At 37.8% G+C, this 25,920-nt stretch carries 21 protein-coding genes, 2 tRNA genes and 1 pseudogene; 11 read left to right on the plus strand and 13 right to left on the minus strand.

The window, feature by feature from the left end; genetic code table 11:
* Nucleotides 1-212 (minus strand): annotated as a pseudogene (locus Q0093_RS11505) (adenosine kinase); the annotation flags it as partial.
* Between the two features lie 82 nt (nucleotides 213-294).
* Between Q0093_RS11505 and Q0093_RS11510 the strand changes: the two are divergent.
* Nucleotides 295-368, plus strand: a tRNA-Asn gene (locus tag Q0093_RS11510).
* Between the two features lie 31 nt (nucleotides 369-399).
* Nucleotides 400-473: transfer RNA gene (locus tag Q0093_RS11515), tRNA-Asn, on the plus strand.
* Nucleotides 474-760: 287 nt separating this feature from the next.
* On the opposite strand, the gene Q0093_RS11520 is transcribed toward Q0093_RS11515, so the two are convergent.
* From Q0093_RS11520 to Q0093_RS11545, 6 genes are all read right to left on the minus strand, one after another.
* Nucleotides 761-2,809: a hypothetical protein gene (locus Q0093_RS11520; RefSeq protein WP_297930581.1), complete on the minus strand. Its 2,049-nt coding sequence runs from the start codon at nucleotides 2,807-2,809 to the stop codon at nucleotides 761-763.
* A gap of 487 nt (nucleotides 2,810-3,296) precedes the next feature.
* Nucleotides 3,297-4,589 (minus strand): tyrosine--tRNA ligase, encoded by a 1,293-nt coding sequence (tyrS, locus tag Q0093_RS11525; protein WP_297930583.1) that lies wholly within the window; start codon nucleotides 4,587-4,589, stop codon nucleotides 3,297-3,299.
* A 124-nt stretch (nucleotides 4,590-4,713) separates the two neighbouring features.
* On the minus strand, nucleotides 4,714-5,373 hold the full coding sequence (locus Q0093_RS11530) for a TatD family hydrolase (RefSeq protein WP_297930586.1): 660 nt from the start codon (nucleotides 5,371-5,373) through the stop codon (nucleotides 4,714-4,716).
* A gap of 10 nt (nucleotides 5,374-5,383) precedes the next feature.
* The gene (gene yidD, locus Q0093_RS11535; protein ID WP_294178132.1) at nucleotides 5,384-5,605 is read right to left on the minus strand and encodes a membrane protein insertion efficiency factor YidD; all 222 of its coding nucleotides are present in this window, start codon (nucleotides 5,603-5,605) and stop codon (nucleotides 5,384-5,386) included.
* Entirely contained in the window at nucleotides 5,602-6,027 is a 426-nt protein-coding gene (rnpA, locus tag Q0093_RS11540) for a ribonuclease P protein component (protein WP_297930590.1), read from the minus strand. Before rnpA ends, yidD begins: the two co-directional genes overlap by 4 nt.
* A gap of 183 nt (nucleotides 6,028-6,210) precedes the next feature.
* The gene (locus Q0093_RS11545) at nucleotides 6,211-6,975 is read right to left on the minus strand and encodes a response regulator transcription factor (RefSeq protein WP_297930593.1); all 765 of its coding nucleotides are present in this window, start codon (nucleotides 6,973-6,975) and stop codon (nucleotides 6,211-6,213) included.
* An 84-nt stretch (nucleotides 6,976-7,059) separates the two neighbouring features.
* Between Q0093_RS11545 and Q0093_RS11550 the strand changes: the two genes are divergently transcribed.
* On the plus strand, nucleotides 7,060-7,818 hold the full coding sequence (locus tag Q0093_RS11550; protein WP_297930596.1) for a DUF1349 domain-containing protein: 759 nt from the start codon (nucleotides 7,060-7,062) through the stop codon (nucleotides 7,816-7,818).
* A gap of 144 nt (nucleotides 7,819-7,962) precedes the next feature.
* On the opposite strand, the gene Q0093_RS11555 is transcribed toward Q0093_RS11550, so the two are convergent.
* From Q0093_RS11555 to ychF, 4 genes are read right to left on the minus strand one after another with little or no spacing between them, the layout of a single operon-like run.
* On the minus strand, nucleotides 7,963-8,718 hold the full coding sequence (locus tag Q0093_RS11555; RefSeq protein ID WP_022389854.1) for a uroporphyrinogen-III synthase: 756 nt from the start codon (nucleotides 8,716-8,718) through the stop codon (nucleotides 7,963-7,965).
* A complete protein-coding gene (locus tag Q0093_RS11560) occupies nucleotides 8,715-9,665 on the minus strand; it encodes a DUF4271 domain-containing protein (protein WP_297930599.1) in 951 nt (316 codons plus the stop codon). Before Q0093_RS11560 ends, Q0093_RS11555 begins: the two co-directional genes overlap by 4 nt.
* 8 nt (nucleotides 9,666-9,673) lie before the next feature.
* The gene (locus Q0093_RS11565) at nucleotides 9,674-10,261 is read right to left on the minus strand and encodes a TIGR00730 family Rossman fold protein (RefSeq protein ID WP_297930602.1); all 588 of its coding nucleotides are present in this window, start codon (nucleotides 10,259-10,261) and stop codon (nucleotides 9,674-9,676) included.
* Nucleotides 10,262-10,276: 15 nt separating this feature from the next.
* Nucleotides 10,277-11,380, minus strand: a complete 1,104-nt coding sequence (gene ychF, locus Q0093_RS11570) for a redox-regulated ATPase YchF (protein ID WP_294178153.1) — start codon at nucleotides 11,378-11,380, stop codon at nucleotides 10,277-10,279.
* Between the two features lie 238 nt (nucleotides 11,381-11,618).
* On the opposite strand from ychF, the gene Q0093_RS11575 reads away from it, so the two are divergent.
* Nucleotides 11,619-12,923, plus strand: a complete 1,305-nt coding sequence (locus Q0093_RS11575; protein WP_297930606.1) for a mechanosensitive ion channel domain-containing protein — start codon at nucleotides 11,619-11,621, stop codon at nucleotides 12,921-12,923.
* Nucleotides 12,924-13,125: 202 nt separating this feature from the next.
* Here the strand turns inward: Q0093_RS11575 and Q0093_RS11580 are convergent, their stop codons facing one another.
* Complete coding sequence (locus tag Q0093_RS11580; protein ID WP_297930609.1) at nucleotides 13,126-14,871, minus strand: T9SS type A sorting domain-containing protein; 1,746 nt, start codon at nucleotides 14,869-14,871, stop codon at nucleotides 13,126-13,128.
* A 200-nt stretch (nucleotides 14,872-15,071) separates the two neighbouring features.
* Between Q0093_RS11580 and Q0093_RS11585 the strand changes: the two genes are divergently transcribed.
* From Q0093_RS11585 to Q0093_RS11610, 6 genes are all read left to right on the plus strand, one after another.
* The gene (locus tag Q0093_RS11585) at nucleotides 15,072-15,683 is read left to right on the plus strand and encodes a TetR/AcrR family transcriptional regulator (RefSeq protein WP_294178357.1); all 612 of its coding nucleotides are present in this window, start codon (nucleotides 15,072-15,074) and stop codon (nucleotides 15,681-15,683) included.
* A 62-nt stretch (nucleotides 15,684-15,745) separates the two neighbouring features.
* On the plus strand, nucleotides 15,746-16,564 hold the full coding sequence (locus Q0093_RS11590) for a class I SAM-dependent methyltransferase (protein ID WP_297930611.1): 819 nt from the start codon (nucleotides 15,746-15,748) through the stop codon (nucleotides 16,562-16,564).
* Between the two features lie 298 nt (nucleotides 16,565-16,862).
* Nucleotides 16,863-17,612 (plus strand): 2,3-diphosphoglycerate-dependent phosphoglycerate mutase, encoded by a 750-nt coding sequence (gene gpmA / locus Q0093_RS11595; RefSeq protein WP_297930614.1) that lies wholly within the window; start codon nucleotides 16,863-16,865, stop codon nucleotides 17,610-17,612.
* Nucleotides 17,613-17,629: 17 nt separating this feature from the next.
* A complete protein-coding gene (locus tag Q0093_RS11600) occupies nucleotides 17,630-19,438 on the plus strand; it encodes an ABC transporter ATP-binding protein (RefSeq protein WP_294178163.1) in 1,809 nt (602 codons plus the stop codon).
* Nucleotides 19,439-19,454: 16 nt separating this feature from the next.
* Nucleotides 19,455-20,075 carry a class I SAM-dependent methyltransferase gene (locus tag Q0093_RS11605; RefSeq protein ID WP_297930617.1) on the plus strand — a complete coding sequence of 207 codons (621 nt, stop codon included), beginning with the start codon at nucleotides 19,455-19,457 and terminating at the stop codon, nucleotides 20,073-20,075.
* A gap of 14 nt (nucleotides 20,076-20,089) precedes the next feature.
* Nucleotides 20,090-21,820, plus strand: a complete 1,731-nt coding sequence (locus tag Q0093_RS11610; protein WP_297930620.1) for an ABC transporter ATP-binding protein — start codon at nucleotides 20,090-20,092, stop codon at nucleotides 21,818-21,820.
* A 149-nt stretch (nucleotides 21,821-21,969) separates the two neighbouring features.
* Here the strand turns inward: Q0093_RS11610 and polA are convergent, their stop codons facing one another.
* Nucleotides 21,970-24,750 (minus strand): DNA polymerase I, encoded by a 2,781-nt coding sequence (polA, locus tag Q0093_RS11615; protein WP_297930623.1) that lies wholly within the window; start codon nucleotides 24,748-24,750, stop codon nucleotides 21,970-21,972.
* A gap of 125 nt (nucleotides 24,751-24,875) precedes the next feature.
* Between polA and Q0093_RS11620 the strand changes: the two genes are divergently transcribed.
* The gene (locus Q0093_RS11620; RefSeq protein ID WP_297930626.1) at nucleotides 24,876-25,850 is read left to right on the plus strand and encodes a polyprenyl synthetase family protein; all 975 of its coding nucleotides are present in this window, start codon (nucleotides 24,876-24,878) and stop codon (nucleotides 25,848-25,850) included.
* Nucleotides 25,851-25,920 lie beyond the last annotated feature (70 nt).

A 25,920-nucleotide genomic window follows, 5' to 3' on the forward strand; every position in this document is an offset into this window, starting at 1 on the left:
ATTCGGGTCACCCCCGAAACGGCATTGGCCGCCGAACCACCCGATGCCAGCGTGGTTTCCAGCTCCTCGAAAATTGCCATGATTTTCAAAAGTCGCTCTTCGTCAATCAGTTGCATACCGCCCTTCAAAAGGCCCATAGCCTCGAAACACGAGTCGGAGTGCAACCGTGCCAGCACGTCGGTAAGTGCGTTTCCCAATCCTACTATCCTCATGGTGGAAATTTTTTTTGCAAATATATTGCATAATTGGAAATAACCCATTACTTTTGCATCGCATTTTTAAGAGATGCTATCTTCTTCAGTAGCTCAGTCGGTTAGAGCATCTGACTGTTAATCAGAGGGTCGTAGGTTCAAGTCCTACCTGAAGAGCTCTTTTTCTTTAAAGATTACATATTTTTATTCTTCAGTAGCTCAGTCGGTTAGAGCATCTGACTGTTAATCAGAGGGTCGTAGGTTCAAGTCCTACCTGAAGAGCAGAAAGTCGGTACATATCATACCGGCTTTTTTATTTTACTTTTTGTTGTTGAATTGTATAAGGGTTGTGAACAAAATAGAAAAAGCGATTTGATTCAAAATCAAATCGCTTTCTATTGTTGTCTCACCAGTCCTTCAAATCTCGCCCTGAGTAGCATCTTTCTGATACTTATTGGTATATTCATTTATATTATCATTATTGATTATTAATAGCGATAAGTATCATAAGACTTCATAAGTAGTCTTAATATTGGGCTCTATATTGGGCGCAACTGATAATTATCATATTAAATTGTAGGTAAACATAATTTATCAAATAAGATTTTATTTCGTTTTTCTGCATCTTGAATTAGTTTATCGTAAGAAATTATCTCAATATATGCTTTTTGATTTTTATGATAACCAAAGTATCCTAATCCATCGTTAGTCTGATTGAAATCATAATTATCAACAAACTCTCTCATTTTTTCAGTTAAGTCACATATGATATAACAATAAAAAGGTACATTTTGCATATTGAGAAAATTACGTTGATTCTTCAAATGTTTTTTATCACTTCTAATTTCCTTTATATAACTTAATACTTGTTCAATCGGGTTTTTTTCATCTTGTGAATATTCATTTCTCATAGGCCGCTTAAATTCTACTATCACTACTGATGGAAATGGATTGTTTTGACTCTCAGATAAAGCAAATCGATTATCAAAAAAATCATTGAATGCAACTATATCAGGTCTATCAATACTAGTACTATCAATAATATCCATTTTAGAAAATGGTTTGTCAGAAGCTATGTAAGAATGATAAGACAATCTTTCATCAATTAACCACAAATTATGATCTTCATAATTTAAATCATCAGAAGTTGCTTTCAGCGGAAATATTAGTCGATGAATCGTATTCTCAAGAGCAAATTTACCGATGTTATCTGGTTTAAGATTTTTAGAAAGGATATCAATAATTGTTTTACGATGTATAATATATTTTGATAAATTTGTATTGCCAACATCTATGACTTTTTCAATATATGAGTTATATCTATCTTGATATTCTTCGTAATCTTTGATTGTTTTTATTGATTTAAATATTTTACGCCCTTCTTTCTTAGTATCAACCTCTAGTTCGTGTTGTATTTTAAATAATTCAAGTTCTAATTTTTCTTCTGATAATATTGGTAATTGTTCAAGTCTTTGTTTTTTGTACTTAAATAATAATCTATATTGTGGAGCTTTTTTATAGATAAACTCTTTTATTCTTTCAAGTTTATTATCTCTAATTTCTTTAAGGTATATATCTATTCCTTCTGCAATCTTATTAAAAACTAGATTATTCAAATCTTTTTCTGTTATTATATCAGAAAATAGGTTGTCGCCTTCCTCTTCTGCATTTATATGAGGGAAAAGCAGTGTTGTTCTTGTTTCATCTACTATTTGATTGAAGTATTCTCCTTTTAAATATGCTTGAAGATAGAACTCTTTATCATTATATTTTATAATTCTATTAAGTTCTGGAATTTCTTTACTCAATGGCTTTTTATAGACCACTCGATTATCTGCACAATAATTCAGTTCATGAGTTTTAGCTATTTTGGAAGCTTTGTATAAATCTATTGAAAAACAATACTTTTTGATTTCAAAATCTATGGAATCAAAAAATTCAATTTCTTTCTTATATAAATCATTTAAGATAATTTCCTTTTTATTGTCAACATCCATTACCTTAATAATGGGACATCCTTCACTCATTAAATAGGTTAATATATGAGATAGTATTTTTTCTCCAATATCCTCAATGGTTCTTGGCATTCCATCTTTATAATCTTCAAGTAATTTCTCAAGTTTTATAGTTGTCTTTCCTTGTGTTTGATGATTAATATGAGTTTCAGAAAAATTATCTATACCGTTTTCTATTAATTTAAAATCAAATTCTCTTTTATAAAATGTTTCATTGTCATTATAAATACTATTAATGTGTATGTTTTTAAACGTTTTTAGCCATAAAAAACGTCCAACTCCTTGTCCTCCAATCTCTAATTTGAGTGAAGAATTAGCATTTTTAAAAGAGGTTAGATTTATGTCATTAAAGCCTTCACCATTATCTTCTATAATAAAATTTTTAATAGGATTTAAATTAATTCCCTCTTCAAATAAATCTCCCAATGAATTATCTCTTTCAAAACTAACATTAATAATTCCATTCTTTTTCTTCAATCTTTGAATAGAATGAATAGAATTTACAATTGCTTCAAAAACAGGTAATAATACTTGGCTTTTATATAACTTTATTCGCTTTACCTTTCCGATAATGTCAAATCCTATTTTATTGCTTGAATCCATAACGACATAAATATTATTATAACAAAGAAAGGAAATATTTAAGAATAATCCAAATTTATTATACATTATAATCTAATGATTATAAGACAAGTAGTCCTACAACTTCAAAGAATATAAGAAAGCAAGACTTCTTGCTTCTCTTGCAGTGAGAGAGAACAAAGTAATAGTCTGATGTATCGTTATTACTTTATAATAGTGATATTATATCGTATATTATAATAGTATCACGAGGTGTCATATAGTATTATCCTTTTGGGCTCTATTTGGGGCTCTCAGAAAATAAGAAAGCCCTAAGATATTGTTTCTTAGGGCTTTTCTTTGATTGGTTGTTGGACTATTGTTGTCTCACCAGGATTCGAACCTAGACAGGCAGAACCAAAAACTGCAGTGCTACCATTACACCATGAGACAATCCTGTGTTTTGAGTCTATCTCAAAAGCGATGCAAAGATAGCGTAAAGATTTTTATTGACAAAATTCTTTACTTTTTATTTTGCAATAATTAAGAAATAGTTCTTTTTACCTTTTTGTACCAGAATATATTTTCCGTTCAATAGGTCTTTTTCGGATATTTCTTTGTCGAATTGGGGAAGTTTTTCTTTGTTGACAGATACTCCTCCGCCTTGAGTCGTTTTACGCATCTCTCCTTTTGAGGGGAAGACTGCAGCTTTTTCGGTCAAAAGATCAACAGCTTTGATTCCCTGTATAAGTTCGTTTTTAGAGATTTCGAACTGCGGTACACCTTCAAATACAGCCAAAAGAGTGTCTTCATCGAGTTTTTTCAGTTGTTCCGATGTCGAATTGCCGAAAAGAATATTCGAAGCTTCTACGGCAGCTTCATAATCTTCCAGCGAGTGTATCATTATTGTAATTTCTTTTGCCAACCGTTTTTGTACGGGACGTAAATGCGGTGCTGCATGTTGTTCTTCTATAAGAGCGTCTATTTCTTCTTTGCTGAGCGCTGTGAATATTTTGATATAGCGTTCGGCATCAGTATCGCTTACATTCAACCAGAATTGATAAAATTTGTATGGAGATGTGTAACGTGGGTCGAGCCACACATTTCCGGATTCTGTTTTTCCGAATTTCCCTCCATCGGCTTTAGTAATTAAAGGACAGGTGAGGGCGAAGGCTTCGCCTCCGGTTGTTCGGCGAATTAATTCTGTTCCGGTAGTGATATTTCCCCATTGGTCAGAACCTCCCATTTGTAATTTGCAATTTTTTGTTTTGTACAAGTAAGTGAAGTCGTATCCTTGTACCAATTGGTATGAGAATTCTGTGAATGACAGACCGTTGCTACCTTCTCCGGCAAGACGTCTTTTTACGGAGTCTTTGCTCATCATGTAATTGACGGTGATGTATTTTCCTACATCCCGGATAAATTCCAGAAACGAAAAATTTTTCATCCAGTCGTAATTATTGACCAACTCTGCAGCGTTGGGAGCATCCGACTCGAAATCTAAAAATTTAGAGAGTTGTTTCTTGATCGCTTCTTGATTGTGGCGTAATGTTTTTTCATCCAGTAGATTGCGTTCTTGGGACTTCATAGAGGGATCTCCGATCATTCCGGTAGCTCCACCGACCAATGCGATAGGCTTGTGTCCGGCTCTTTGGAAATGTTTCAACATCATGACACTTACAAGGTGTCCGATGTGTAAAGAATCTGCAGTCGGGTCTATGCCTACATATGCAGTCGTCATTTCTTTCTGTAATTGTTCTTCTGTACCGGGCATTATGTCGTGAATCATGCCCCGCCATTTTAGTTCTTCTACGAAATTCATTTTTTGACTATATTATGATTTATCCTAATGCGGTTTAATAATTGTTGCTTCAGGGCAAAGATACATATTAAAAACAAAAAACGGAGTGTATGGCAGAATCAAAAGTTTTATTATATATTTTTTCTTACCGGGATAAACCGAAAAGTTCGGAAAAGCTCGTACCGATTGATATGATGAGCTCGTTTTCCGGAATTTGTCGTATTTCGGCAATTTGCCGGTAAATGGTTTCGATATCGGTATTATTGCTATCGTCGGTTTCGAGGAATAATCGATGTAATGGTATTGTTTCGGCCGTTTCGGGATTGAACTTGTATCCGATCGAAATTCTGAAACCATGTTGAATGAGTTCTGCCGCTAACTGAGGTTTCCCTCTGAATCCATGAATAATCCATTCTTGACGGGCTGCGGTTTCTTTTCGAAGTTTTATCAGTTCATTGAAAGCCTTTACGCAATGGATAATCATCGGTTTTTTGCTGCTCTCGGCAATTTCTATTTGTTGTTTAAAGATGGTTTCTTGAATATCCATCGGGGTATCTGTCAATTTATCAAGTCCGCATTCCCCGATTGCAAGAAGTTGTGGAGATTCTGCTATTCGGGATAACTGCAATGTCAGCGACATTGGGTCTGTCGAGGCTATATGCCAAGGATGTATGCCTGCAGAGAAATAGACCCCTGGGTATGTATCTGGAGAGATAAAGCGTTTTTTATAAGGTAGATTGCATATACTTAGTTTTCGATCGGTTGAAGGGGAAAGATCATGTGTATGCAGGTTGTAATAAGTCATATCATTATGTTTAAGGTACGGGATCATAACCGCTTCCTCCCCAAGGGTGACAACGGCAAATTCTTTTTATTGCCAGCCATAGGCCTTTAAATGGGCCGTGTTTGCGAATGGCTTCGATTGCGTATTCCGAGCATGTAGGAACAAACCTGCAGGTCTGAGGTTTGAGAGGAGTAATGCATGCCCGATAAAAATAGACAGGTATCAATAGCAGTAAAGATAAAATTCTTTTCATGAATCATTCGGCTTTGGGAGATTTTTTTCATAAGTTTCTTTACATACTGTTTCTTTTAATTTCTGAAGTAGATCTTTTAGTTTTTTTTCTAATGTTTGATAATCAAGAATTTCTTTATCTAAATAAAGAATTGCCATATCCAAAGTTATTTTTTGATTCTGAAACGTATCGGTAAGAATGTGCTTATTTTTTCGATAAGCTTCTTTTATTCGTCTTCGGATAAGATTCCGTTTTACCGCTCTTTTAAATCTCTTTTTAGGGATGCTGACAAACATAGATACGGGGACACTATCTGTATCGGGAACAGGTCGATATACTATCCGGTAGGGATAGACGATGAATGAATTTCCTGATGTAAAAAGGGCATCTATCCGTTTTTTTCCGCAAAGTCGTTCTGCCTGTGTTAGTTTGAAGTTTGCCATTCGATACCAATTAGAAAGCGAAAAATATGGTACAAAGATAGCAAAAATAGCTGGATTTAATTAGTAAAGTATCGGTACGGAATTTTTGGATACAAGAATGTTCATTAATGGAATCTGTGCAATATCGATATTGAATTCCATTTTGCGGAGGATATTATGATTTGTCGTGTATTTTAATCGTATTTATATGATATTCAATCTAAATCCTACTTGAATCGCTGCTGCTGTATTGGAGACTTGTAGGGCAGAAAGAATATTTTGTCGATGTCGGTAAACCGTGTTTGTAGAGATATTCAGGATGTCTGCGACTTGTTTGCTGCTGTGTCCTTTTGCCAATAGCATCAGGACTTCTTTTTCACGAGGGCTTAGTAACAAGTTGTCGTATAGTTGATATTCTTTTTGCTGCACTGCTTTGCCATTCGTGTTGTTGATAATTTGTCCTGATGTCAAAGTCGGGGTCTCTATATAAGGTGTGTATGTGCAAAGTGATAGCCAAATGCTACCGTTAGGCAAACTTTCTAAATAATAAGAACGGTGCAGAACCGGAATCGTATTGCCATTTTGTAATTGAAAGTGAATGAGGCATATCGTGTTATAGTTTTTCCTTTCTCTGATTTCATTTGCACGTTGAAAATGAAAATAACGTAATTCTAAAACGTGTCGTTCGATCAAATCGTCAGCGGGGATGCAGTTGAATATTTCATCTTCAAAAGCAGAGTCGATAATTAGACCGTTTTGAGAGATCCCGATATTTTGACCGAAATTTCCGGCATAAATATAGCTCGTGTTTTTTCGTAAATCTGACAGTACGGCGATCCCATTGTCTATTTGGACAAATGAGCGGACTTGCATTTTTTTGTTTTCAAGAATTTCATATTCCCATGTTGTTGTCCCAAAATCTTGCTCGGTGAGCAGTGACCTCAATTCTTGTTCCTGATGATTTGGCATAAATTGGTTAATTTTGACTATTGTCTTGTCGAAATAGAGTGACTAATTTTGCTGTACAAAAATACTTATAAAACAGATGAAATTATGAATAAAACATTTATTTATTGGACTTTATTAGGTATAAGTTTGTGCGTGAGCAGTTGTGAATCGCACCATAATCCTCAAAAAACTACAGACAAGGATAGTTTATCTACGATTGATCAAACTGATGAACTGAAAGGAACGGATTGTAGTATTAAATTGGGTAATGTCGTATTTACTAAAGCTGTGAACGGTGCTGATACTTTGGTTCGGATTAAAGATAACGGAATATTGGAATTCAGGTGCGGAGGGAAGCGAGACTTTTTTTGCGATCCGAATGACGGAAAATTATCTAATAAGACCGCTCCGCTTTTATTGACTCAAGTCGATAATGCCCGACCTTTTACTTTTATTGCTAAAGTTTCTCCTCAATTTACTGCTACGGATACTTATAATGCTGCAGATTTGTTCGTTTTTGTTAATGATACGATATGGCAGAAGTTTGCATTCGAGCAGGATGAACGGGGTAAACATCGTATTGTAACCGTACGCACCAGAGGGACCTCGGACGATAATAATCATGAAGAGATAACCGAACCTTCGGTGTATCTGAAAATATCTTCTGATACGCATACGATAGCCAGCTATTATTCGACAGATAAGAAAACATGGCAGTTGGCTCGTTTGTATAAAAACGATTATCCTCAAGAGTTGTGGGTAGGTATTTGTAATCAATGTCCGCAGGGCGAGGGGAGTGTCAGTTTTTTTGAGGATATTTCTTTAGAACAAAGCAGTGTAAGCGATTTTCGGTTGGGAAATTGATTTGTATATACTCGGAAAAACGCCTCCCCCTTTAATCCTTAATGAATAAAGAGGGAGGCGTTTTATTTTATAACATATTTTCATTTTAAGTTTGTTCGCCCGCAGGATAGCCGGTTTTTGCAAACTCAAAAAGAATAGGAAGTATTATTTCTTAGACGATTTGTTTTGTTCTTTAAAGAAAAGTTCCAATGCGGCTGTCATCGACGGGGCTTCCGGACGAGGAGCTTCGATGTCGAGTCTGAGTCCTGCATCTCTTACTGCTTTGGCCGTTGTCGGTCCAAAACATCCGATTTTGATATCTTGTTGCTCGAAATTCGGGAAGTTTTTCAGTAATGAATTGATTCCTGAAGGGCTAAAGAAGATCAGCATGTCATAATCGAATTTTTCTTCGGGAGCAAAATCATTACTTACCGTACGGTACATTACCGCTTTTGTATAATCGATTTTGTTTTTGTCAAGTAACGGATATTCGCCGTTATTGACATCTGATACCGGAAAGAGAAATTTTTCACCTGAATGTTTTATTAAGGCTGGAACAAGATCGTCCAATTTTCCCGTATTTCCAAAAAAGATTTTTCTTTTTCTGTAAACAATATATTTTTGCAGATAGAGAGCTACCGACTCTGTTACACAAAAATATTTCATTGTTTCCGGAATCGTTACCCGCAGTCCTTCGCATAACTTGAAAAAATGGTCGATTGCTGTTCTTGCCGTGAAAATGATAGCCGTGTAATCCAGAATAGAAATTTTTTGCTGTCTGAATTCTTTTGGGGTTATTTCTTCTACCTTAATGAAAGGACGAAACTCAATATTTACACCGTATTTTTCTGCAATGTCGAAATACGGAGATTTCTCAGAAGCAGGCTTTGGCTGAGAAACGAGTACTTTCTTGACTTTCAAAATGTTAGTATTTTAAATTCTACAAATTGGTAAATCAAAATCACACCTTTGTAAATTAGAAATAAAGGCATGATTTCAAGGGCGCAAAGGTACAAAATAAAGTATAGAATTCCATAAACATCTCTCAAAAAAATCTTAATCCCTTTATAAATAAAAATAATTCGGGATAAAATGTAAGATATTGTAACTAATAAAAGCCCGATATTCAGAAAACCAGAGAGATAGATCATGCAAAAAATGACAGGGAATAGGACTATTCCTAATAATAAGTTGATAGATGCATGATTGTCTATCCATTGTTTTGTGACACCCGGTTCTGTGAAAATAGAACCTAAAATGCGATATGCCGATTGTTGGAGATTGTAGTATAAGATCGCTAAAACTGTGGTACAGAGTATTTCTTTGGAATATCCGATGTAGGTTAATTCTGGTTTTAGATAATGAATTAAAAACGTAAACGCAATGCCTTCCATTGCGAATGTCTGAGCGAGCAAAATGAATCGTAACCGTGATTCGATAATTGTAGAACTATCTGCCATTTCGGTAAGGTTTCGATTATTTTTTGATATGGAAAAAGGCTGAGAAAAGAGTTTTATTCCTCGTCGAAAAGATGTTGCTACCAGAATGAAACAACAGAGTAAAATCAAAAATATTCCATCATTTTGAGACGGATTTTCGTTTTTTTGTATTCCTTCGAAACCTTCGGGAATAACAAGTGCGGCTTCTTTATAGTCGGTTAGAGGATTGGCGATCGGAGCAGAACAGTATGCCGACAAGCTTTCTGTGTATTGTGGGGTGAACTTGACGGAATCTTTTTTATAATGTAAGTACCACTCAGGATGTGCAACCTGTAATGAATCGGAAATAATTCTGTTACTGTCGGACAGAATGGGAGTGAGGGTGTCCGTTGTTATTACAGGGGCGATATGTGTGCTGTCACTTGGCATTTATGCTGTTATATGGCTGCAAATTTACGTACGCTTCCGTTCCAATCGGGTGCAGAATACAGAGCTTCTATTGCATCTTGGGGAGTGGTGGTTACTACCCACATTTTTTTATGTTCTGTATGCATGAAATTTTGTTCAACGGCTTTTTCCAGCAGAGCGAGTAACGGATCATAGTAACCGGCCGTGTTAAGGATTACTATCGGATTGAGGTATAATCCTAATTGTTTCCAAGTAATGATCTCTAATAACTCCTCCAATGTTCCGCATCCTCCGGGTAGTGCTATGACAGCATCGGACAAAGAAGCCATACGCTCTTTTCGCTCATGCATAGAATTTGTGATTTCTATATCTTGTAAGCGTTCGTAGTGCCATCCTTCTTCGTACATGAAGCGCGGAATAATACCGGTTACTTTTCCTCCGGCATCTAATACACTGTCTGCGATTGTTCCCATGAGGCCTTGATTTCCTGCTCCGTATATGCAACGCAAATTATTCTGGGCAATAAGTTTTCCTAATTGCTTTGCCGTTTCGAAATAGATTGCATCCACTTTGGAGCTTGATGCACAATATACGCAAACTGATTGTATATTTCTCATTTAAATCGAATGTCTTTATACATTAAACCGGAAATGCATGATATCTCCGTCTTGTACGATATAATCTTTTCCTTCTACGTTCATTTTTCCGGCTTCTTTACAGGCTGTCTCAGATCCGTATTGTATATAGTCGTTATATTTGATGACTTCTGCCCGGATAAAACCTTTTTCGAAATCGGTGTGAATGACACCTGCACATTGAGGAGCTTTACTGCCTTTAAGATAGGTCCATGCCCGGACTTCCTGCACTCCGGCAGTAAAATATGTTTCGAGGTTTAGAAGACTGTATGCTGCACGAATCAGTCGGGAGACACCCGATTCTTTCAATCCGATTTCCTCTAAAAACATCTGACGTTCTTCGTATGTTTCGAATTCTGCAATTTCAGATTCTATTTTGGCCGCAACGATCAATATTTCCGCATCTTCATCTTTTACCGCTTCCCGTACTTGTTCTACATATTTGTTCCCGTTTAAAGCGCTCTTCTCGTCAACGTTGCAAATATACATGACCGGTTTACTGGTAAGGAGGAATAGCTCTCGTGCTATTTTCTGTTCGTCTTTAGTTTCAAAACTAACGGTACGGGCAGACTTTCCTTGTTCCAGAGCTTCTTTATATTTACTTAATACATCGTAGGCGAGCTTTGCATTTTTGTCACCTCCGGTTTGTGCTTGTTTTTGAACTTTAGATATCCGGCTTTCTATCGTCTCCAGATCTTTCAATTGCAGTTCGTAGTCGATGATTTCTTTGTCGCGTACGGGATCGACAGAACCATCTACATGAGTTATGTTGTCATCATCGAAACAGCGTAATACATGTAAAATTGCATCTGTTTCGCGTATATTGGCAAGAAATTTGTTCCCTAATCCTTCTCCTTTACTAGCACCTTTTACTAATCCGGCAATATCCACGATTTCTACCGTAGTAGGGACTATGCGTTGAGGATGAACGAGTTCTGCTAATTTATTAAGGCGTTCATCCGGAACGGTAATTACTCCGACATTCGGTTCTATCGTACAAAACGGAAAGTTTGCCGATTGGGCTTTTGCATTGGATAAACAATTGAAGAGGGTTGATTTGCCGACATTAGGCAAGCCGACGATACCACATTGTAATGCCATAGTTTATTTTGTTGAATTATTTTCGAAAATATTGTCTTGTTTGCTGAAACAATTCCGGTAAGTTAATACCGGAAATAACAGTTGTTCTTTTGACCTGCAAAGATAACCATTCTTTTGGTATATGCGAATAGAAACGAGCTTGTTCGTTCGAAAACGATGTTTTGAGCTCTGTCTTTAGCTTTTTGTTGAACTTGTACTTGTCTCTTTTTGTTACTATCATGATAAAATGTTTATGATTATGGATGACAAATCGTATAAGTTCGCCGGTGCGCTTTTGGAGTGGATAAAGTCGATTTTGAGAGACCTGGGTATGGAGACCGGAAGAGTAGATGAAATGGAAGGTATTATATATACAGTTCTGATAGCATTGTTTGCTTGGGCTGTAGCTTGGATATTACGATATGTCCTTCATTACGTTTTTCTGAAAATATTAGGTAAAAGTAAAAATGAGATTCTTAGGGTCTTGGTAGATCGTAAGGTCTTTTCCGGTGTAGCGCATGTCTTACCACCTTTGATTATGCTGTCTTTGTTACCTTTGGTATATGACGATTACAGGTCGCTTATCGGATGGGTAGAGCGTTTTTGTTGGATTTATTTGGTAATTGCTTTTTTAGTGTATATCAATACCTTTTTGTCTGCTTTGTGGCGAATATTTTCAAGTTCGGATGCTATGAAGGATCGGCCTTTAAAAGGGCTCATACAGCTGGTAAAAGGTATTTTGATAGGCTTAGGAGTTATTATTGTCATTTCTATTTTGGTGCAACGTTCTCCGATGAAGTTGATTACCGGATTGGGAGCTTTTGCTGCAGTATTGATGCTCGTTTTTAAAGATAGTATTTTGGGATTTGTCGCCGGAGTGCAATTGGCTCAAAATGATATTGTTCGCAAAGGGGATTGGATCGTGATGCCGGGAGGTATGTTGAATGGTATCGTTATCGATATAACTTTGAATACTGTAAAAGTTCAAAATTTTGATAATACGATTGTTACAGTTCCTCCTTATTCATTGATTTCGGGAACATTGCAGAATTGGAGGGGAATGGCGGAATCTGGCGGACGCCGGATAATGCGCGATTTTACGATAGATGTGACATCTATAAAAGTTTGTACTCCGGAGTTATTGGAGTCTTTAAAGAGCGTAGATTTCTTAAAATCGTATATTGAGGAGAAACAGGCAGAACAGGCTGCCGGGAAAGTAGAGAATACTGATAATAGTAATGGCTTGGTAAATGGAACGATAGAAACCAATTTGGGATTATTCAGGGCTTATGTGGCTATGTATTTGCGTAAGCATCCTTTTGTTAATGGGGATTTGACATTAATGACTCGATTATTAGAACCGACCGAGAATGGCATACCTTTTGAAATATACTGTTTTTCTGCGAATAAGAATTGGGTAAGCTATGAATCTATACAGGCCGAAATTATGGAACATGTGGCAGCTGTTGCCGCTCGTTTCGAATTGCATATTTATCAAAATGCTTCGGGGCATGATTATATTGTTTCTGCGTATATTACTGCCGGTAAAGAGCCTCCTATCTAAAGAGCCAGTCGTACATTTGTACGTCTAAATTTTCCAATAAGAAAACTGTATCCGATCATTTTTGCATTTTCTTCCGGTCTGTTTTCCCATTTTCCCTCGCCAGATAGCAGGCTATCTTTCTCGTAAAAGTAGAAAAACATTCTCGAGAGAAACTCTCAAAACTGACCTGAGCAAAATTTGGATAAGCTCTTAATCGGTATATTTATTTCTTTATAAACCGAACACTATTTTGTTCTTTTTCTGAGTCGATAAGGATCATTAGATAATTTCCTGCGGGAAGATGAGAAACATCTACAATGGCACATTGATATAATGGTAAAACAGATATTAGTTTCCCTTCCGAAGAATAAATTCTGGCCTCTTCGAGCTTTCGTTCTGTTCCGATAAAAAGACGGTCGCTTGTCGGATTAGGGAAAATAGTTAATGTCTCGTTTTTAAAAGAGGATACTATTCCTTCTGTAAAATCTAAGGGGATATATTCTCCAGCCAAATGGGCTAGGTAAGCTTCTAATGCTGTATATCCGCTGTCGGTGATTTTATTTCGATCTGAAGTATCTTCAGGGTTCAGTCCGTTTTCAGTTTCCCATATATCATCCATTCCATCGTTGTCGTTGTCTGTTATATTACCATAGGTGCTATATTCGGGATATCCTCCGACGGCTACCGGGTCATCGATAATTCCTAATGTTTTTTGGTAATAACGACTTGTTTTGGTTTCCGATTCGAATTCTGATGTCCCATATCCCGATGCCGTTCCATTTTCAGTTTCATCTATAATACGTCTATCTACCTCGTCTAAGGGATAAGCTCCGGCTTTTGCCAATACACTCTTAAAGGCTTCGGAAGCTGTTTCTGTTTTTATTTGGTAAGGAGTTTTTATTTCAAATGGTGTTTCTACAATGACTTGTTCCTGAAGGTCTGTCGGATAGGCGCTTTTATCGATTCCTAAGGCATTATCGGTCGTGAAACTATCATTCCCTTCCATTATATTTCCAGAGGCATACCATTGACCTACTTTACGATATGAATCCCCTCCGTAAGAGGCTTGTACAAAATAAGATTTGCTTTTTGCAGGACGTGCAAGTCCCGGTTTATAGTAGTTGCCTACCATGTTGATTTCGTTCTTTTCACCTTTTGTTATGTCTCCTCCGTAACAAGAATTTGCTTTTCCCCAGTTATAGATGATATTGTTGACATAGTCTGTAAGAATTTTGTAATCATTTGTTTCGCGATCGTCTCGTGCACCGTTAAAACGCGGCATGCGATTATGGCAGTGGGCGAGCAGGTTATGATGGTAAGAAGAGAAGTCCCCTCCCCATTGAGTGGCATAACTGCGAGCCCCTTTGATATGTCCTGCAGAATATAGACCTTCGTGTATAATGCACCATTGTACCGTAGTGCGTTTATTATCGTACATTGTCATATTTTCTTCACAAGACCATCCGAAAGTGCAGTGATCTACAATGACATCTTCGCAGTTCTCAATTCCGATTGATCCTCCGTCGGTATGTGTGCCGTCATCTTTTAGACCTATTCGAAAACGAAGATGACGTATAATGACATTTTTTGACCCTCCGAGATTGACTTTTGCTCCCCGTATGCAGATGCCATCTCCGGGTGCAGTTTGTCCGGCTAAAGTATAACCGTTTCGAGCACACTTCAGCTCTTCTTTTAATTTTATGATTCCTGAAGTTCTGAAAATAACGGTGATAGGTTCTTCCGGATATTGAGTGAGAGCCCATCGAAGAGAGCCTTCTATCGGTGTTTCTCCTGTAGCGTAATCCTCGGTTGTCGTGACGAAAACTACTTGCCCGCCGCGTCCTCCGGTTGCAAATTTTCCGAATCCTTCTGCTGAGGTGAAGGCCGGTACTTGGGCTTTTGATGAGATTGCAAAGATAAATGTCAGGGTGATAATGCCTGTTCTGATTATATGTTTTCGATCTTTCATGATATAGGAAATTTACAAGTTTATTTTATGTTACAAAAATACCGGTAATGCCGGAAGATAATGTGTACTTTTTGTTATTGTTGGAGGATTTTTTGCTTACTTTTCGTAATGGTGGTTTTATGATAATAAATACCGATTTTTGGGTATTGATATATACATGTTGGCTTTTTAATTTTGTTCTGTTAAATCAGATCGAACTTATGCAAATAGAAAAAGAATATGTGAGGAAGAATATATTGGCCGCAGCGACACCGTTGTTTTATGCAAAAGGGTATGCGAAAGTTCCTATGCGTAAAATTGCGGAAGCTGCCCATGTGGGGTTGAGTAATATTTATAATTATTATGATAGTAAAGACGATATTTTTCATGAAATAGTGCGTCCTGTAGTGAATTGTTTTTATGAAATGCTCGACGAGCATCATGGGAAGAGGGGTGCGGATATACTGGAAATGTTCACGAATGATTATCTCCGGTCTGTTATAGATGAGTATGTTTCTATTGTCAATAAGTACAGAGGTTTGTTGTTTTTGCTTTTGTTCAGGTCTCAAGGTACTTCGTTGGAGAGATTTAAAGAAGATTTCTCGGATCGTTCGACTATGCTGGTAAAAGATTATTTTTTGAAGATGAAGCGGAAACACCCGGATTTGAATATTGATGTTTCGGACTTTACGATACGTTTGCATACTGTTTGGATGTTTACGATGTTGGAGGAGTTGATCGTTCACAGGAGAACACCGGATGAAACGGAAAAGATAATAACGGAATATATGATTTTTTGTGTTACAGGTTGGAGAGAGCTTATGAAGGGGTAGGCTCTCTTTTTTTTGAATGAAATTGAATAATGTTCGTTTTTAATTGTTGAGAAAAGAAAGATATGGAAAAGAAAATCGAGTTTGAAAACATTGTGGCGGAGACTCTTCTTATACCACTTTACATGAGGGCTAAAGAGAGTAGGAGAAAAGATGCTGTTCTGAAAGATGAGTTGGCTGAACAATTGATGGAGAGTATGGAATATGATTATTCAAGGTTTGACGGTGCAAAGTTGAGTGAAATCGGTTGTGTCGTAAGAGGCAGGTATTTTGATGATGCCGTACGGCGTTTTATTATCAATGAAATAAAGCCGGTTGTTGTGAATGTGGGATGCGGATTGGATACTCGGTATCAACGGTTGAAAGAGTATGATGGTGTCTTGTTTTATGAATTGGATTTACCGGAAGTGATCGATTTGCGTAGAAAGTTGATACCGGAATCGGATTTCGATAAGTATATCGCGGCTTCGTTATTAGAAACGAAGTGGATGGACGAGTTGAAAGAGGAACACCCTGAAAGTTCTTTTATTTTTGTAATAGAAGGGGTATTGATGTATTTTTATGAAGATCAGGTGCGTTCGGTGCTGCATAATTTAGCAGAACGCTTTTCAGGGGGAGAAATCTGGTTTGATGTATGTGGGAGTATGATGTATAAGTTTCACGTGAAACCGGATTCTCTTAAAGGGCATAAGGTGCAGATCCGCTCTGGTATTAGCGATGGACACCTCGTCGAGCAGTGGGAGTCTCGTTTGCGGCTTATTGATCAAGGAGTATATCAAAGACATTTCCCGCATCGCTGGGGTATGGGAATGGTATTGGGATTGTTTCCTCGTTTTAGTTGTAAGTTCAGTTCTATGTTAGGATACCGTATCGAGGATAAATAAATTATAAATATTTAATGTGGCTGGTTTGAATTTTGTAAAAGTATTTTTCTTGTTTTTTGATCGTAATAAATGGTTTTTATTTAAACAGGCTTAAGAGCCCGTCGTACATTTATACGTCTAAATTTTCCAATAAGGAAATACTGTCAGATCATTTTGCGTTTTCTTCCGGTTTTTTCCCCTGTTTTCACTCATTAGATAGCCCACTATCTTCCTTATAGAAACAGAAAAATATCCTCGAAAGAAATTCTCAAAACTGACCCGAGTAAAATTTAAACAGGCTCTAAAACTTAAAAGTAAAATGAAAAAAATCGTATTGTTACGTCATGGAGAGAGCCTTTGGAATAAGGAGAACCGTTTTACCGGATGGACGGATGTGGATTTAAGCGATAAAGGTATTAAGGAGGCTTATGAAGCTGGAAATCTTTTGAACGAAGCCGGTATTTCTTTTCAAATAGCTTATGTCTCTTATTTGAAGAGAGCAGTAAAAACTTTGAATTGTGTCCTTGACAGGATGAATGAGGATTGGATACCGGTCTTTAAGTCATGGAGGCTTAATGAGAAGCATTATGGTGCTCTCCAAGGCTTGAATAAAAGTGAGACTGCTGCTCGTTATGGGAATGAACAGGTGCATATATGGCGTCGAAGTTATGATGTAGCACCGATGCCGTTAAAGGATAGTGATCCTGAGAGTCCGATCAATGATGTGAGATATTCCCATGTTCCTCTTTGCGATTTGCCGCGAACGGAATCTTTGAAAGATGCTATAATGAGGGTTATTCCCTATTGGGAATGCGAAATATTTCCTCGTTTGACAGTTGTTGATAACATTCTGGTCGTTGCCCATGGAAATAGTTTAAGAGGTATTGTTAAATATTTGAAAGGTATATCGGATACGGATATTGCAAATTTAAATATTCCAACGGCTATGCCTTATGTATTTGAGTTTGACGAGTCTTTAAATTTTGTTCGCGATTATTATTTAGGTGATCCGGAAAAAATAAAACAAATGCAAGATGCGGTTGCAAATCAAGGTATTGCAAAAAAATAAATTAAGAACAGATACTTATGACAGAGATGAAAAAGAAAGAGGGTTTAAGTCGTCTTTTCCAAATTGCGGGTCAGCGGAAAGGGTTGTTAATCTTATCCGGAGCATTGTCTGCCGGTAGTGCTCTTTGTATGTTGACTCCTTATTGGGCGGTGTATGAAGTTCTGAATGAACTTTTGGTAAATGCGGGAGATCTTGATATGGTAGATGGTTCGTTTCTCATACATTGGGGTTGGACCGCTTTTGCCGGGTTGGTTTTCGGGTTGTTGCTGCTTTATGTTGCACTTATGGCCTCGCATGTCGCTGCTTTCCGTATATTATACGGATTACGTGTGAGATTGTCTGAACATATAGGACGGTTATCTTTAGGTTTTTTGAACGGATCTTCTACGGGAGCAATAAAAAAAACGATGGAACAGAATATCGAAAAGATAGAGACCTTTATCGCGCATACTATACCTGATTTGGTGAATGTGGTGGCTACCGTAGTATTTATGTTCATTATCTTTTTTTCGCTTAACGGATGGTTTGCTGCTGTTTGTCTGGCATGTATAATAATGAGTATAGGTCTGCAATATGTTAATTTTATGGGGAAGAAAGCTCGTGAGTTTACTGCGACTTATTTCGATACACAAGAGAGAATGAGTGCTTCGGCAGTGCAATATGTCCGGGGTATGCCTGTTGTGAAAATATTTGGACAAAGTGTGCATTCTTTCCGTCAATTTCATAAAGAAATATTGGGATATAAAAAGTGGGCATTAAAAGTTTGTGATACTTATGAACGAGGTTTTGTTTTGTTTACAGTATTGCTTAATTCTATTGTTACGCTTGTTCTTCCTGTAGGTTTATTACTGATGCAGGGAAATTCTGGAAATCTGGCGTTGGCTGCTGTATGGCTTTTTTTTATTGTGATGGGACCCGGAGTTACGTCTCCTGTTTATAAACTGATGTTTTTAGGTGGCGGAACAAGGGAAATCGATGAGGGGGTGAAACGTATCGACCGGATATTTGACGAAAATCCGATTCCAGAGCCGGTTGTTGCAAAAAATCCTGTTTCTTATGATATTGAGTTTGATCATGTCGGTTTTTCTTATGAGAATCGTGAGCAAGCAACACGTACAGAGGCTTTACGTGATGTATCGTTTGTTGCGCGGCAAGGAGAGATTACAGCATTGGTAGGTCCGTCAGGTTCTGGTAAAAGTACGGTTGCAAGCCTGATACCCCGTTTCTGGGATGTAGCGGAAGGAAATATCCGAATCGGAGGTGTGGATGTGAGAGATATTGCGAATGAACGATTAATGAATCTTGTTTCTTTTGTTTTTCAAGATACGTTTCTTTTTTATGATACATTATATGAAAACATTGCAGTAGGTTGTCCTGGTGCAACACATCAGCAGGTAGAAGATGCTGCTCGAGCTGCTCAGTGCCACGATTTTATTATGAATCTCCCGAATGGCTATGAAACTCGTATAGGAGATAAAGGCGTGTATCTTTCAGGAGGTGAATCTCAACGCATTTGTGTGGCACGTGCAATTCTGAAAAATGCTCCTATCCTTGTTCTGGATGAGGCAACAGCTTTTGCAGACCCAGAAAATGAGTATAAGATGCAACGGGCACTGCAGCATCTTATCAAGGATAAAACCGTAATTGTAATTGCTCACCGCTTGTCTTCTATTATTTCGGCACAACAAATCGTTGTTTTGAAAGAGGGTAAAGTAGTGCAAACCGGTACGCATAAGGAGCTCACCTCGATGTCCGGTGTTTACCGGCAAATGTGGGATGCTTATACCGATGCTTTTCGTTGGGAACTCAATGTCGGAAATAAATAATTAGGGGGAAATATTTATGTTTAAACAGAGTTTTATTAATAAGATTCTTCAAAATACGAGAAAACCGGAAGGTTTTTGGGGACGGATTATTTTACGAGGGATGAATAAAGGACATGCACCGTTGTCTAAATGGGGTATGTCTTATTTAAAATGGTCTCCTGAATGGTCTTTATTGGATGTTGGCTGTGGAGGTGGAGCTAATCTTGCAGAGATGTCGATACGTTGTCCTGAAGGGAGTGTTTATGGTATTGACATTAGTGAAGAAAGTGTGAAATTTGCGCGGAAAAAGAACCGGGATTTACTCGGAAAACGATGCTTTATAGAGCAGGGAAGTGTAGAAAAACTTCCGTACGAGAATGAAATGTTCAATGTAGTTACGGCATTTGAAACGATTTATTTCTGGAGTGACCTTTTGCAGTCATTTACTGAAATAGCTCGTGTACTGAAGAAAGATGGAGTTTTCTTGATTTGCTGTGAAATGAGTGATCCGTCTAATACGATGTGGACGAGTCGGATAGACGGGATGATAATATATCCGGTAAGAGAACTTCGTTCTTTACTTTCCCGATCGGGTTTTACGGATATTTCTGTGTATGAACGTCGGAAAGAAGATTTGTGTATTATTGCTCAAAAATAAATTTATAAAGAATTATGAATGCGATACAAAATATAACTGTCGGGCAACCGGAACGTTTAAAGAAACCTGTTGGTTTCACGATCCTTGCCAATTTAGTAAATATTATTCCTTTTTGTTTATCTATTGAAGCTATAAATATTATATTTCATGCCTTTGACGGAAGCGGAGCTTCTCTTGATATTTCCCGTTTGTGGACATTGTTCTTTATTCTTGTTGCTTATGTTTTCATAATGATAATTGCTGAGAGGGCTTCATATCGTGCCAATTTTCGCGGAGCTTATACTATGAGTGCCGATGGGCGTATTGCTTTGGCTGAGCATTTGCGTAAATTATCGTTAGGGTTTCTTTCTCGTCGTGATCCGGGAGATCTTTCTTCTATGATGATTACCGACTTTACTATGGCGGAGACGGGGATTTCACATCATTTACCTCAATTAATGGGTGCTTTAGTAATGCCTGTATTGGCTTTTTTGTCATTGTTGTGGATAGATTGGCGGATGTCTTTGGCTATGTTTATCGCGTTGCCTTTTGCTATATTGGTACTTTGGGTAAGTACTGGGGTTCAACGACGTTTGAGCGGACGGCAAATAGAGGCGAAAATCAATGCCGGAAATCGTTTGGAAGAGTATTTGCAAGGTATTCGGGTAATGAAAGCGTATAATTTGTTGGGAGAACGTTTTACTCGTTTACGTGATGCTTTTGCCGATTTACGTCGAGCTTGTATTCGGCAGGAGGCGTTACTTGGGCCTTTTGTATTGTTATCGGTTACGTTGATACGTTTTGGGTTGACATTGATGATTCTTTGTGGTGCTTATTTACTTATAGGTGGGGATTTGTCATTAGCGACATTTGTTCTTTTTCTTGTTGTCGGTTCTAGGGTGTTTGACCCCCTTACGTCTGCATTGACTAATTTTGCAGAATTTCGCTATTTCTCTATTGCAGGAGGCCGTATACTTGACTTGATGCAAGAACCGGAAATGAAAGGTAAAGATATTGCTCCTGAAGGAGGAGATATTGAATTCCAGAATGTTTCTTTTGCATATCAGGATAAAGTGGTATTGCACGGTATCGATCTTATATTGAAAAAAGGAGCTCTTACGGCTCTTGTCGGACCATCGGGGAGTGGGAAAAGTACGCTAATGAAATTGTGTGCACGGTTCTATGATCCTACATCGGGACGGGTTTTAATGAATGGATCGGATCTTTCTTCTCTCGATCCTGAATCATTGATGCGCCATGTTTCTATGGTATTTCAGGATGTATATCTTTTTCAGGATTCGATTCGTAATAATATCCGTTTCGGTAAAGGCGATGCTACGGATGAGGAAGTTATCGAAGCTGCTCGGGCTGCTCAGTGTCATGATTTTATTATACGGTTGCCTAAAGGTTACGATACGATGGTCGGAGAGGGGGGATGTACCCTTTCCGGAGGGGAGAAGCAGAGGTTAAGTATCGCCCGGGCGATGCTGAAAGATGCTCAGATTGTTCTTCTTGATGAGGCGACAGCTTCTCTTGATCCTGAAAATGAGGTGGAAGTACAACGGGCTATTACGAAGTTGATAACCGGACGTACGGTTATTGTCATAGCTCATCGTCTTAAAACAATTCGAAATGCTGATAAGATTGTTGTTTTAGATAGTGGTCGGATTGTGGAGCAAGGTACTCATGAGGAACTTATGAAAAATGATCGATTATATGCCCGTTTATGGAATATTCAAATGAAAACTTCCGGCTGGAAATTGTAGAATTCTGTATTCATTTTTCTTTTGAGAGAAAATATAGGGCATATATGTCGTATTTCTTTTTCAGCTTTTCCTTCTTTGATGATTTATGAGATACAGGAAAAATTAGCAAGCTGTCTCAAAATATTGGGATGAGACAGCTTGTATTGTCGTTAGTGTGCTTCGAGCCAGTTTTTCCCGATACCAGAATCGGCTATTAAAGGAACTTTTAGTCGGTATGCATTTTCCATTTCCTCTTTTACGATACGCTCAACAATTTCTATTTCGTTTTCGGGGACACTGAAATTGAGTTCGTCATGTACTTGAAGAATCATCCGGGCTTTTATCTCGTTCTTTTCGAATCGTTCGAAAATGCGGACCATGGCGATCTTTATAATGTCTGCAGCGCTTCCTTGTATAGGAGCATTTATTGCATTTCGTTCGGCATATCCGCGTACGATGCTGTTCTTGGAATTTATATCGGGTAGCATCCGTTTGCGTCCGCTGATTGTTTCTACATACCCTTTTTCTCGAGCTATCTGTATGCTTTTATCCATATATTCTTTTATATGGGGGTATGTCTCGAAATATCCGTTTATCAGTTCTTTGGCTTCAGATCGAGGTATATTGAGCCTGTCTGAAAGTCCGAATACGGAAATTCCGTAAATGATTCCGAAGTTGGCGGTCTTCGCTTTTCTACGCATATCGGGTGTTACTTCTTCTATCGGTATTTTGTATATTTTGGCTGCTGTAGCAGCATGAATGTCTTTACCTGAGGTAAAAGCTTCTATCATATTGGGATCTTCGCTGAGATCGGCCATAATGCGCAACTCGATCTGGGAGTAGTCTGCCGAGAAAAACAGACATCGGTCATCGGGGATGAAAGCTCTACGTATTTCCCGTCCTTCATTGTCTCTGATGGGTATATTCTGGAGATTGGGATTACTTGAACTTAATCGTCCTGTGGCTGTTACTGTCTGATTAAATGAAGTATGGATCTTTCCTGTTTTGGGATTGATAAGTTCAGGCAGAGCATTGACGTATGTGGATAGAAGTTTTTTTATTCCTCGTTGTTCTAATATTTTTCCTACAATGGGATGTTTGGAACGGAGTTTTTCCAAAATTTCTTCGGTCGTAGAATATTGCCCGGTTTTTGTTTTTTTTGCTTTTTCATCGATTTTAAGGCGTTCGAACAAAACTTCTCCTACTTGCCGTGCCGAACTGACATTGAATTCAGTTCCTGCCAATTGATAAATTTCCTGTTCGAGTTGTAGAACTTTTTCAGTAAGCAGAATCGAGGATTGGTGCAAAGCTTCAGTATCGACTCTGACTCCGGTGATTTCCATCTCTGCTAATACTCGTATTAACGGCATTTCGATAGAGTAGAAGAGGGGTTCGAGACCTTCTTTTTTTAATTCCTTTTCGAAGACATTTTTTAGTTTTAATGTTATATCTGCATCTTCGGCGGCATACTCACTTATTTTTTCGATCGGTACTTGACGCATTGAAAGCTGGTTTTTTCCTTTAGGACCGATAAGTTCTTCAATGTGTATGGTTTTGTATTTGAGATAAACTTCAGCCAGGTAGTCCATGTTATGGCGTTGTTCGGGCTGCAATAAATAATGGGCTACCATTGTGTCGAAGAATTTCCCTTTTACAGTGATTCCATAATTTCTCAATACAATGTAATCGTATTTAATATTTTGACCTATCTTTAATGAGTTTGTGTTTTCTAATGCATTTTTAAATTTATTTACAATTCGAGTGGCTTTATCCCGCTCTACGGGAATAGGAACATAGAATGCCTTATTTTCTTGTAATGCAAATGACATTCCTACCAATTCGGCCGATATCGGATCGATTCCGGTAGTTTCTGTATCAAAAGCAAAATATTCCGTATTTTCTAATTTAGTTATTAAATCAGATATTTTATCCTCATTATCAATTACTTGATAATCGTGTTCTACGGTTTTTAACTCACTGAGAATCGAATATTTTTCTTCTTCTGTATTCTCGTCCGGAAATATGTCAAAGAGAGAAGCTTGAATAGGTGTTTTTGAAACAGTTGTTTTATTAACTGTTGTACCTAATACCCGATCTGCTAAATTTCTAAATTCAAGTTCCTCGAAAATTTCCCGTAATCGAATTTCGTTTATCGCTTCCCGCAATAATTCTTTTTCATTGAAAACTATGGGGACATCTGTTTTTATTGTTGCCAGAAATTTGGAAAATTCTATTTGTTGTTTGTTTTCTTCTACTTTTTTGCGTAACGCACCTTTTAGCTGATCTGTACAGCAAAGTAAATTCTCGATAGAGCCGAATTCATTGACCAGTTTTATCGCTGTTTTTTCTCCTACACCGGGGCATCCCGGGATATTATCTGACGCATCGCCCATAAGCCCGAGTATATCGATAACCTGTTCGGGACGTTCAATAGAAAATTTTTGTTTTATTTCTTCTATTCCGCGTACTTCGAAATCTCCTCCTCCGAATTTGGGTTTATAGATAAAAATGTGCGGACTGACCAATTGCCCGTAATCTTTATCCGGGGTCATCATGTATGTATCGAACCCTTCTTTTTCGGCCAGCTTGGCCAATGTTCCGATGACATCGTCGGCTTCGAAACCGGGAACTTCTATGATAGGTATATTGTAGGCTCTGATAATTTCTTTTATAATAGGTACGGATTGTCTTATTACCTCCGGAGTTTCTTCTCTTTGTGCTTTGTAAAGTTCGTATGCTTCGTGCCTGAAAGTCGGACCACTGGGATCGAATCCTACTGCAATATGAGAAGGATTTTCTTTTTTCAGTACGTCTTCCAATGTATTTACAAATCCGAATATAGCGGAGGTATTTACTCCTTTCGAGTTGATTCTCGGATTTTTGATGAATGCGTAATATGAGCGATAAATGAGAGCGTAGGCATCCAGTAAAAATAGCTTTTTTTCTTGCATCTGCAGGCTGTTTTTAATGTACTTATTTTTATATCGGGAAAAATTTCCCTTATTTCCCGGTAAATTTACAATAAATATGGATATTCTTTTGTTTTATTGCTATTTTTGCACATCATTAAAATAATATGGATAAACTATCTATTATACAGCAGCCTATTCTTGATGAATTGGAGATTCTGAACCGGACTTTGGCAGAAACGTTGAATACAAGCAGTCCGTTGATGAATACCGTTGTTGATTATTTTCTCGGAACGAAAGGCAAGCAAATACGTCCTATGTTGGTGTTGTTGAGTGCCCGTTTATTTGGGAAAATCAATGCTGTTACTATCGATGCTGCTGCTGCTATAGAACTTTTGCATAATGCCAGTCTTATACACGATGATGTTGTCGATGAATCGAAGCAGCGTCGAGGGAAGCCCACGATTAATGGAGTATGGGATAATCGTATAGCTGTACTGGTCGGTGACTATTTTGTTTCTTGTGCATTGAAACGCTCGATCTCTACCGGGATTCTGGAGGTTATTAATACGCTGGGATTTTTAGGACAGGAATTGGCGAAAGGAGAGATCGATCAGCTTTCGATCGCTCAAGATCATGTCTTGAATGAAGAGGCATATTTTAATGTAATTCGTCAGAAAACGGCATCCTTGTTTGTCTCCTGTATGAAAGTGGGAGCTTTATCGAATGGTGCACCAGCCGAGTCAATCGAACATTTAATGGCTTTCGGAGAGAAATTAGGGCTTTGTTTTCAGATAAAGGATGATACGTTCGATTATTTTTCGGATGATGTTATCGGTAAACCTACCGGGAATGATTTGCGGGAAGGCAAAGTTACTCTACCTTTGATTTTTGCGGTTCGGAATGCTACGGATATTGAAAGGGATGAGGTAATGGCTATTTTGAGGCAAAAAGAATTATCCTCTAAGGATATTGAAATGTTGACCGAATTTGCAAAATCTCATGGAGGGATAGAGTACGCTAAGAAGGTTATGGAGCGTTTACGTACAGAAGGTTATGAGGCTTTGGCTTCTTTTGGTGAAAATCCTGTTGTGACATCACTAAAAGCTATATTGGATTATACGATCGATAGGACAAAATAGCAGGAAGAGGGGCTATTTAAGAGAAATAAAAGAGGGATACTTTTCCAAATGGAAGTATCCCTTTCTTTTT

The sequence above is a fragment of the uncultured Coprobacter sp. genome (assembly GCF_947855755.1).
In the GTDB taxonomy this organism is placed as follows: domain Bacteria; phylum Bacteroidota; class Bacteroidia; order Bacteroidales; family Coprobacteraceae; genus Coprobacter.

Bases quoted from the DNA above. Each gene is read 5' to 3' on its own strand.
- Q0093_RS11520 (WP_297930581.1), bottom strand. From the start codon at position 2,809: ATGGATTCAAGCAATAAAATAGGATTTGACATTATCGGAAAGGTAAAG.
- tyrS (WP_297930583.1), bottom strand. From the start codon at position 4,589: ATGAATTTCGTAGAAGAACTAAAATGGCGGGGCATGATTCACGACATA.
- Q0093_RS11530 (WP_297930586.1), bottom strand. From the start codon at position 5,373: ATGACTTATTACAACCTGCATACACATGATCTTTCCCCTTCAACCGAT.
- yidD (WP_294178132.1), bottom strand. From the start codon at position 5,605: ATGAAAAGAATTTTATCTTTACTGCTATTGATACCTGTCTATTTTTAT.
- rnpA (WP_297930590.1), bottom strand. From the start codon at position 6,027: ATGGCAAACTTCAAACTAACACAGGCAGAACGACTTTGCGGAAAAAAA.
- Q0093_RS11545 (WP_297930593.1), bottom strand. From the start codon at position 6,975: ATGCCAAATCATCAGGAACAAGAATTGAGGTCACTGCTCACCGAGCAA.
- Q0093_RS11550 (WP_297930596.1), top strand. From the start codon at position 7,060: ATGAATAAAACATTTATTTATTGGACTTTATTAGGTATAAGTTTGTGC.
- Q0093_RS11560 (WP_297930599.1), bottom strand. From the start codon at position 9,665: ATGCCAAGTGACAGCACACATATCGCCCCTGTAATAACAACGGACACC.
- Q0093_RS11565 (WP_297930602.1), bottom strand. From the start codon at position 10,261: ATGAGAAATATACAATCAGTTTGCGTATATTGTGCATCAAGCTCCAAA.
- ychF (WP_294178153.1), bottom strand. From the start codon at position 11,380: ATGGCATTACAATGTGGTATCGTCGGCTTGCCTAATGTCGGCAAATCA.
- Q0093_RS11575 (WP_297930606.1), top strand. From the start codon at position 11,619: ATGGATGACAAATCGTATAAGTTCGCCGGTGCGCTTTTGGAGTGGATA.
- Q0093_RS11580 (WP_297930609.1), bottom strand. From the start codon at position 14,871: ATGAAAGATCGAAAACATATAATCAGAACAGGCATTATCACCCTGACA.
- Q0093_RS11585 (WP_294178357.1), top strand. From the start codon at position 15,072: ATGCAAATAGAAAAAGAATATGTGAGGAAGAATATATTGGCCGCAGCG.
- Q0093_RS11590 (WP_297930611.1), top strand. From the start codon at position 15,746: ATGGAAAAGAAAATCGAGTTTGAAAACATTGTGGCGGAGACTCTTCTT.
- gpmA (WP_297930614.1), top strand. From the start codon at position 16,863: ATGAAAAAAATCGTATTGTTACGTCATGGAGAGAGCCTTTGGAATAAG.
- Q0093_RS11600 (WP_294178163.1), top strand. From the start codon at position 17,630: ATGACAGAGATGAAAAAGAAAGAGGGTTTAAGTCGTCTTTTCCAAATT.
- Q0093_RS11605 (WP_297930617.1), top strand. From the start codon at position 19,455: ATGTTTAAACAGAGTTTTATTAATAAGATTCTTCAAAATACGAGAAAA.
- Q0093_RS11610 (WP_297930620.1), top strand. From the start codon at position 20,090: ATGAATGCGATACAAAATATAACTGTCGGGCAACCGGAACGTTTAAAG.
- polA (WP_297930623.1), bottom strand. From the start codon at position 24,750: ATGCAAGAAAAAAAGCTATTTTTACTGGATGCCTACGCTCTCATTTAT.
- Q0093_RS11620 (WP_297930626.1), top strand. From the start codon at position 24,876: ATGGATAAACTATCTATTATACAGCAGCCTATTCTTGATGAATTGGAG.